General features: G+C 40.7%; 5 protein-coding genes. 3 read left to right on the top strand and 2 right to left on the bottom strand.

Going from position 1 to position 9503, the window contains the following annotated elements:
- The first annotated feature begins 109 nt into the window (after nt 1–109).
- The 3 genes from DBR11_RS20830 (at nt 110) to DBR11_RS20820 (ending at nt 4409) form a co-directional block, all read left to right on the top strand.
- On the top strand, nt 110–1402 hold the full coding sequence (locus DBR11_RS20830) for an acetyl-CoA C-acetyltransferase (protein ID WP_108554545.1): 1293 nt from the start codon (nt 110–112) through the stop codon (nt 1400–1402).
- A gap of 57 nt (nt 1403–1459) precedes the next feature.
- Complete coding sequence (locus tag DBR11_RS20825) at nt 1460–1801, top strand: hypothetical protein (protein ID WP_108554544.1); 342 nt, start codon at nt 1460–1462, stop codon at nt 1799–1801.
- A 205-nt stretch (nt 1802–2006) separates the two neighbouring features.
- A complete protein-coding gene (locus DBR11_RS20820) occupies nt 2007–4409 on the top strand; it encodes a TonB-dependent receptor (RefSeq protein ID WP_158275346.1) in 2403 nt (800 codons plus the stop codon).
- A gap of 190 nt (nt 4410–4599) precedes the next feature.
- Here DBR11_RS20820 and DBR11_RS20815 read toward each other — a convergent pair whose 3' ends face one another.
- Together DBR11_RS20815 and DBR11_RS20810 are read right to left on the bottom strand one after the other, a co-directional pair.
- The gene (locus DBR11_RS20815; protein WP_108554546.1) at nt 4600–6555 is read right to left on the bottom strand and encodes a glycoside hydrolase family 97 protein; all 1956 of its coding nucleotides are present in this window, start codon (nt 6553–6555) and stop codon (nt 4600–4602) included.
- A gap of 176 nt (nt 6556–6731) precedes the next feature.
- Complete coding sequence (locus tag DBR11_RS20810) at nt 6732–9302, bottom strand: GH116 family glycosyl hydrolase (RefSeq protein WP_108554542.1); 2571 nt, start codon at nt 9300–9302, stop codon at nt 6732–6734.
- Nucleotides 9303–9503: the final 201 nt, after the last annotated feature.

Raw genomic sequence — 9503 nt, 5'->3', positions numbered from 1 at the left:
GAACCACCTTCTCAGTCTGCACCCAAAAATATATTATTCAATAAAAGAATTATCTGGTCCAACATTTATTAGTTAAATTTATACAGGCCATTTAAAAATTAGAAAATAGATGAGACCATTAGAAAACGCAAAGCGGGTAGCCATTATAGGTTACAACAGAATTCCATTTGCCAGATCGAATACAGCATATACCCATGCAAGTAATCAAGATATGCTGGTCGCAACTCTAAATGGATTGATAGCAAAATACAGCCTGGAGGGAAAGTTACTGGGTGAGGTGGCAGGCGGTGCAGTGATCAAGCACAGCAGCGAAGGAAATCTGGTTAGAGAAAGTGTAATGGAAACAAAATTAGATTCCGGTACACCTGGGGTAGATTTACAACAAGCATGTATTACTGGTATTGAGGCCGCCATTTACATTGCCAACAAAATAGCACTTGGTCAAATTAATGTAGGTATTGCTTGTGGAGTAGATTCTACAAGTGTCGTGCCTATTGTAGCCAGCGAAAGGTTGAACAAGATCTTGCTCGACGCAAGAAGAGCAAGAGGTGGCTGGGCAAAAGCTAAAACATTTTTCAAGCTACGTCCAAAAGATTTAATACCAAGTGTTCCGGAGATGACTGAGCCAAGAACCGGGTTAACAATGGGCGGACATACAGAGCTTACCGCTAAATACTATGAAATATCTAGGGAAGCACAAGATCTTTTCACCTTAAAGAGCCATCGCAATCTTGCAAGTGCATATGAGCGAGGTTTTTTCGATGACATGATCACCCCCTTTCTAGACTTAAAAAAGGACAATAACTTAAGAATTGATACAAGTCTAGAAAAGCTGGCCAAACTCAAACCTGTGTTTGCCGAAGAAAGTGGCATTTCGCCCGGCACACTTACTGCAGGGAACTCTACGCCCCTCACAGATGGAGCCTCATCGATTCTTATTGCCGGTGAAGAGTGGGCAAAAGAGCATAACTTACCCATACTCGCTTATGTCAGTTACATGGAAACTGCGGCAATCGAATATGTAGAAAATACACACAATCTACTTTTGGCCCCAGTATTTGCAGCAGCCAGGATGCTAAAAAAAGCAAACATGAAACTTCAGGACTTTGATTACTATGAGATTCATGAAGCATTTGCAGCGCAGGTTTTAACAACCCTCAAGATCTGGGAAAGTACCGAATTAAGCAACAGTTTTGGACTTGAACCTCTGGGTTCAATAGATCCCGATAAAATCAATGTGAATGGAAGTAGTCTGGCTGCCGGCCACCCCTTTGCCGCCACAGGAGGAAGGATTATCGCAACCCTAACTAAACTTTTACATGATAAATCAGGCTCAGCGAAAGGCCTTATCTCAATATGTGCAGCCCGGGGTCAGGGAGTTACAATGATTCTTGAAAAATGAAAACAATTTAAATATGAAACCTATCATTCTGCCCATCTTCATTATATAAGCCACCAATTGCAAATCACTGAGGAAGGTGGTAAGCTATTTGTTGAGGCATTAAATCCAAATGACAGATTACCCAAAGTTCAGTTATATTCGGAAGCAGTAAATAACTTCTACATTAAGGAAGCCCCATTAAAATTTGAATTTGTAAATGACGGAACAACTGAGGCTTACAAAATCATTACTTACAACAATCGAGGTAAAGATGCGGAATGGAAAAACAATAAATTTAGACTGTTGTTTCAAGCATTATACATTACAAATAACCGAATAAATAAGGCTCCGCTATTTCACCCAACCCGGTATGCACCTGGAAAATTAGATTTTATAATAGACGAGCCTCAGGGTCTATAAGGTTCAGAGAGGCCATGAAATCTTTTTCAAAAAAGAACTTTCTTTTATAAAGCGCTATTCAATAACTTATTTTTAAGTTGTATAACTGAAAAATAAGTTATATGTTCGCTAACCGTATAATTACAAGAAAACCTAACCAATTAATCCAGCCAGCGCTCATTTCATGATCAACCCTGCCCTACGCCAAACGTATCTAGTACTCTCTTTGTTAACTAGCATTATTTCAACCACATTCGCACAAAATAAAGCCGATATCATTATAAAAGGCACAGTCAAAAACACAAAAAATGAGCCAATAGACGGAGCAACATTGTTTTTAAAAGATACCAACAGCGGTCAGGTTGTTAAGCAAACACTGAGCAATCCCGATGGCACCTTCCATTTTACAGTTCCACCCACAACCTATATCCTTTCCATGACCTATTTAGGCGCACTCAGCTACCAGACTGAGCTGCTAAAATTGTCAGGCAATACAGATTTAGGCATCATCAAAATTGAATTCAGTGGCCGTAGCTTAAAGGAAGTCGTTATTCAAAGTTCCGCCAATAAGCCACTGATCAAGATCGAAGGCAGAAAAATGATTTATAACATCGAGCAAAGTATCACCGCACAAGGAACCAATGCATTAGAATCACTTAAGAAAATACCGGGCATCATCGTCAACCAAGACAATACCATAACCCTGAACGGAGCCAGTGGTGCTTTGGTGATGATCAATGGCCGGCAAACTTACCTGCAGGCAGAAGAACTTGCCCAGTTGCTGAAATCAATGTCAGCCTCCGACTTAAAATCCGTCGAGGTTATTAAAAACCCTTCAGCAGAATATGACGCTGCCGGAACGGGTGGCATTGTTAACCTTGTACTTAAAAAATCAATGGCCGAGGGCTTTAATGGCAGTATCAATAATGGCATCGCCTATGGCAAAACCTTAAAGCAGAACACCAACATGAATTTGAATTTCCGCAAAGGAAAACTGAATATGTTTGGCAGTTACAATCACAGCTTCGGATATTATGCAATGGACTACGATAATGACAGAACAACCAATGGGAAGATCTATCTGAACTCCAACCACGATATAGATAAAAAACACAACATAGGATCAACCCTAGGTGCAGATTACGCAATAGATACCACCAAAACGCTAGGTATAGTGATGAATACTAATCTTTCAGGTGGTGGCGGCTTGATCCTCCCGGTCACCAATATTTACGACCAGGCAACGGGCAGCCTTTTACAAATCCTCAGAAGCAAAAGTGATTATCCCGAACAGAAGGCACACCGATACAATGGTAACCTAAACTATCGTTACAAAGGCAGCAACCAGACCAGCCTGGATATAGATGCAGACTACGGAATCTTTGATGCAGCCACAAAAAATTTGAGCACGAATACATTCTATTCATCCGATGGTACATTTGAATCCTCTAATAATTTCCTGGTATCCAACAGCAGAGACATTAAATTATACGCCCTTAAAGCCGATTATGGTTTTCCAATTGGAAAAGGAAGAATGTCTACAGGTACAAAGTTTTCGAGCGTAGCCGCAAACAATGTATTTGACCAATACGATATGAACGGAAGTGTAAATGTGATCGACATCAACTTATCCAATACCTTCAATTATAAAGAACAAGTAAGTGCAGGATACCTGAAGTATGAAACACCCCTAACAGATAAACTTAACGTAGATATAGGTCTAAGATTAGAAAATACCCATTCTAAGGGAGATCTCCAACCCCGTGAAGGCAGTATGATCCCACCAACATCGGTAGTTAGAAATTACCTTAACCTCTTTCCAACTGCCTCGATTACCTATAAAACCACACAATCCGGTACTTACAACTTAAGTTTCGCCCGACGTATTGACCGTCCGGCCTACAACAACCTTAACCCATTTTCCTACCCCGTAGACGAATTGTCGTACTGGAAAGGCAATCCATTTTTAAAACCCCAGTACGCAAACACTTTGGCACTACAGTATAGTTATCAAAAAACTGCCGTATCCGCCAGTTACACGCATACAAGTGATATTAGCAATACCATAACAGAAGTTTTTCAGGATAATCTCATTAACATGATACCTAGAAATATCGGGTTTCAAAACAACCTGAACCTCACCCTGACCCAGCAAGTTAACCTTACAAAGTGGTGGAATATGACCCTAACCGGTATTGCATACCGTTTAGAAAATAAAGTAGGCACACCTGAATACGGAAATTACAGCCGTAGCAGTTTATCCGGTACCCTGAACATCCAGCAAAACTTCAACCTGCCAGGAGGTATCATCGCCGAAGCCGCAAGCATATGGAACTCTAAAAGAATCAGTAGCTTAAACACCAATGTAAAAAGCAACTCACAAGTAGACCTCGGCTTAAAAAAGAACCTGATGCAAAACAAAGCCACCCTTAGCCTGGGTGTTTCGGATATTTTTAGAGGAAACAGATACAATACAGACACCGAACTTAATAACCTATTGCTTCATACCACCTACGTTGGAGAAACTCGTCAAGTCCGGTTAAACTTCAGCTATCGTTTCGGCAATAACAAAATCAAAACACAAGAAAGGCGAGAATCCGGATTAGAAAATGAATCCCAAAGACTATAACCTCCCAATCCCGGTAGGAAAAAGATCTTTAGCAAGAAAAGCTCCGTAACAAGGAGCTTTTCTTACAAATTTGTTGTCAACTAATCCAGTCTGCACCCAGGAAAATAGATTTTAATGGGCGAACCTCAGGGCCTGTAAGGTCCAGAGAGGCCATAAAATCTATTTTCATATATCGCTGGAGTTACATTCTCTATTTGATTACACCAGCAAACCCGCCATTTCTAGCCATTTTCACCAGAAAACGATCTCCAGATTTAACCTGTATTGTTTTTTTTCTGTAATCCATGGCCTGACGGTCCGCATTGATGCCATCTTCAAAATAAGTCATTGTATAAGTTTTGCCCTTCTCCAGAAAGTCAAAGTTCAACTCCACATTCCGTTCCTTCATTTTGCCATTAGTTATACCGCCAATGAACCAGGTTTGCCCCTTACGTTTGGCAACTACAGCAACAACACCGGCCTCTGCTTCCAAAGCTTTAGTTTCGTCCCAGGTGGTAGGTACCTGCGTAATAAACTCCGTACAATCCAGATTTCTGTAATATAATGTCGGGTTATCCGCAAGCATTTGTAGCCCGCTTTCAAAAACAACAAACAGAGCCATTTGATAAGCGCGGGTTCCAATACTTGCTGCATTAGGTCTTTCCGCTTTATATACTTCTGGTTGCATACTCAGCATGGCACCAGGTGTATAATCCATTGGGCCAACCGCATTCCGCATAAAAGGCAAATACAAACTGTTGTCAGGAAGCGTACCACCCATCTGCTCCATGCCCCTAACCCCTTCATAAGAGATCACATTTGGATATTTATATTCTAAACCTGAAGGCTTAAAAGCACCATGAAAATCGACCAGTAATTGGTGTTTTGCCGCCTCTTTAGCTACACTTTCGTAATAGTTCACCATCCATTGGTCGCTCCTGTCCATAAAATCGATTTTCACCCCTTTGATTCCCCACTCCTGGAAAGTCTTAAATACATCCATATGGTTATGAACGGTGAGCCAGGTTAACCACAATACAATTCCTACACCCTTTTCTTTTCCGTAACGGATCAGTTCATGAACATCAACTTTAGGATTCGGGGTAAAAGGATCTGTTGTACTTTTAGCCCAACCTTCGTCCATGATGATGTATTTCAATCCGAATTTGGCTGCAAAATCTATATAATATTTATAGGTCTCCAGGTTATAACCCGATACAAAATTCACGTCCGGGCCATATGGAGCCGCATCATTCCACCACTCCCAACTCGCTTGTCCGGGCTTAATCCAGCGCGGATCTTTAATCTGAGATGCAGAAGCTAGTTTAAGCGTCATTGTATTCTCTATCAATTGCTTGTCGCTAGAGGTAATGACAAAATATCTCCACGGAAAACTCCGGGTGCCCGTTGTTCTGGCAATATAACCAGCTTCCTTCAGGATTTTTTGACTACGGTCTCCGTCTTCACCAAACTCCAGAGGTACTTTTGGAAAGGCAGAAAGCACACCGTTATTTCCTGTGCCTTTAAGGAACATTCCCGGATAGTCAGAAAGATCCGATTCACTGACCAATATCCTATAAGCTTTCCTGGTGTCTATCAGCATGGGTAAATTCGACATCTTGTTTGTGGCTTTCCAATCCTTTGAATTCACCTGACTATAAGCTTCTTCATAGGCGGTTTTAAAACCACCCGGTTGCTGCACATGGAGTAAATAATCTTCGGGGAAATTCACTGCAAAATCTTCATTTACAACATCGATTTGTCCCTTTATTTGAGTTAAAAACCGATAAGCAAGACCGTCATCAAAGGCACGAAATTCTACAGAATAATCGCCCTTAAAATTCAGCACCAGGGAATTATAAGAATTATTGACCGCAGAGAACTTTAAAGGTACATCGGGTTTTAGTACTTGGGTCCCTTTGCCTTTTTTGATGTTCAGGAGCTTAGGGTTTTGTCCAAGGGTGCCGTCATTTAGCTGTAAGCTCAGATAATTCTTCTGCATCAGGCTTTCCTTATTGATGGCTACAGAATAATAAATCTTGTCTGAAAGCGCTATAGAGACTTGAATGTTTCCGCCAGGAGATTGCAAGGCAATCTCTTTATCCTGTGCGTGTACAGCTGCAGATATCGATAGTAAGATAAATAGGATGAATCTTAATTTGTTCATGAGGTGTTGTAGGTTTATCATTTAATTTAAGAAATAGTAATTATCAAAGTTTGATTTTTTCCTATATTGATTTTGTCTTTTAAAAGGATCTCCAAAGCATTACTTTCCTGCATAAACTTTAGAGGAATTTGCTTGCCGCCCAATACTGCCAATACGGAAATAACTTTTCTTCCGTCCTATTTCTCTAACGAGATCTTATTTAACTGCAGTTGGCCATACTTCAATTCAAAACCATGGACTTGCTTAAGACCTGTTTTCCTTTGGCTGTACGTACCCCATCCTGCCGCGGTTGTAAATGCTGCTTTAAAGTTTTCTTTACTCCATTTAGGTGCAAAACCAATATATCCTTTTGGCCCATGGTATTCAAAACCGCAAGCTGTAATAAATGTGCCATAACTGGCCATGGCTCTCGCATAATGATCACTGCACTCAATTTCATTAAAAGGATTTCGTTTTGCTGCATGATGCCTATCATGAATAGCACGGGTTAAAATCAAACCTTCATCAGGCATTCCCTCAGCCATAAAATGTGCCGCTACCTGGTGTTCAAAGCCACTCATACATTCATGGAAATAGCCCAGCTGCCAGCTTACATTTTCTCCGAAGGGCTTAGCTTCATTATGTGGGTTTGTATTCATGACCATTCCACCTTCACCAGCCAGTGCATAAGGACGTCCTCCCGTATGGGTTTTGATGTATGGCCCAACATCCATGGTGAAATTATATCTCCGTAGAGCCGTCAGGGCGGCAACTGTCTTTTCCTTATCCAAAATCCTAGGCAAGCCTACCTGGAACGCCCAACTCTGTCCATATACCTGATCGATATGACAGGTATTGTAAGAACCCAGTTTTTGGCGGCCTTGAACGGCATCTGGACGGTGAATGAAATATTCTCCGTTAAAAAGCTCCTTTTCCATATTCTTACGACCATTGGTTACATAGGTTTCACAAACCTTTGCAAATGAAGAGTCTTTCATTTCCTCGGCCATCAACTGGGCCGCCTTTGCAGCAGCAATACACAAACCAACAATCCAGGCAATCTCTCCCTCCCATACTGCGTCCAGGGTATTCTCCATTGGTGTATCCGTCATTCCATCTCCATTTTTATCCTGATCCAGCATAAACCGGACGGCCTTTTTAATTTTTGGCCAGTTGGCATTCAAAAAGTGATTGTCTTTGCTCATTTGATGCTCTCTGTAGAATCTGAGTATCGTACCAGCCTGGCCATCAATCGCCGGACGGGTTTCATTTTCTCCCCGAAAAAGAATTGCGCCACTTTCCTCTATAAAGCCAATGCCAAGATCAACCCGTTCACGTAAGTCTTTTTCCAGTTCCGGAAAAATCCTGGCAACGGCTTGTGCATACTGCCACACATGAGTACAGGTTCCTGCGCATGCACCTACACCCTCCCAGCTCCAAAAACGGCCGTCTGCAAAACGATAAGTATTAGCTGTAGCCAATGTGCCTATATTTACAAAGGTGCGTTCCAGAAACCAATGTGGCAGTGTAGAATCTTTCCAGGTATTTGCCCAAAGTTCAGTTTCAGCAGAAAGTTCCTTAAAATTGGCATTTATAAAAGTAGAAACTTCTTTGGCATCTTTAAATCTTACACCGTAATGGAAACCACGCTCTGCATCTTTAACTAATTTTTTAAGCTTTGGATTAGGGTTGTTAAAATACCAGCTCACCGAATAATCTGCGCTAAATCTTTGTCCAGAAGCTAATGTGGTACCAGTCCCAATTGCCCCAATCAACTTTTCAGAAAAATATTCTGAAACAGAGCTGGTTTCAGACGTGTTAAAGTGTTTGTCGCTGATTGGCCATGGATTAAATGAAACCTGGGCTTTTCCTATATTATGATGCAGCATAAAACACATCGAACCACTATCATTAGCTTCCTGTACTTCTTTATTACTGCTATCAGAAGAGAAAAAGATACCTGTTGAATCCTCAGCTTGCAGCAGTGTATTCTTTCTCTGCCCCATGTTCTCTTTACCCGTCAATTTGTTTACACCATTTTCCATCCAGCCCAACAGAGAGATATCTATTGGTTTTTTACTTGTATTAACAGCTTCTACCCTAAGTATAGTGGCGGGTAAAGCTGATTTTTCCGCATCCAATGGAATAAATGGAGAATAAACGCTAAGTTTTATCTCTAAAGGGAAGTCCTTGCTGACATATTTAATGGTGGCAACTGGGTATGATCCTTCAAAACTCACTTCATCCCAATAATCTTCATTTAATTCCTTAATTAAGGTTTTTCCTTCATAGTCTATTTTAACTGCAAAGCCCTGTTCCAATACACGTCTGTTATTGGCTATAGCTGGTTCCACATAGGCAGATCCATCTCTTGGACGAATTTTACGCAAAGAAGTTCCATCATCCCAATTGACCAATTTAGGGTCTATTCCTTCATGCACTCCTTCAAAACTCTCATTGTAAATTTGCCAAAGCCAGAGCCTGCCATCTCCACCTACATACACCGTTCCTGCATGCAGCCCACCAACAGGCATTCCTATATACCTAAGTTCATTCTTGCTTTTTAAATAGGTAGTGGCTTTTCCTCTGTTAAAAAGTGAACGCTGCCATGATGGATCTATAGATTTATTTTCAGGAATATTGTGTGCAGGATATCCAACGGAAAATATGCTTTGGGCCCATACAGGGAATTGTAAAGCTGCAAGTCCTGCCGTGAGCAAGCTTACATTCTTTATAAAACTTCTTCTGTCAACTGTTTTATTTGTCATGTTGGGTATTCAAATATTTGATTGACAATGTATATCCTTTTATTAGATAATCATATCCCAATTTAGAAAACAACTTTGATAATTACTGCTGAAGGAAATCAATTATTTAATATCTTTAAATAATCTAAAATTTCTAAACACTGTAGTTACATCATTACAGTTTTTCGACTTAACTAAGGTTGCAGATATGCTGGTTAGATA

This window comes from Pedobacter sp. HMWF019, assembly GCF_003061025.1.
In the GTDB taxonomy this organism is placed as follows: Bacteria; Bacteroidota; Bacteroidia; order Sphingobacteriales; family Sphingobacteriaceae; genus Pedobacter.
This window is presented reverse-complemented; position numbering and strand designations above follow the sequence as displayed.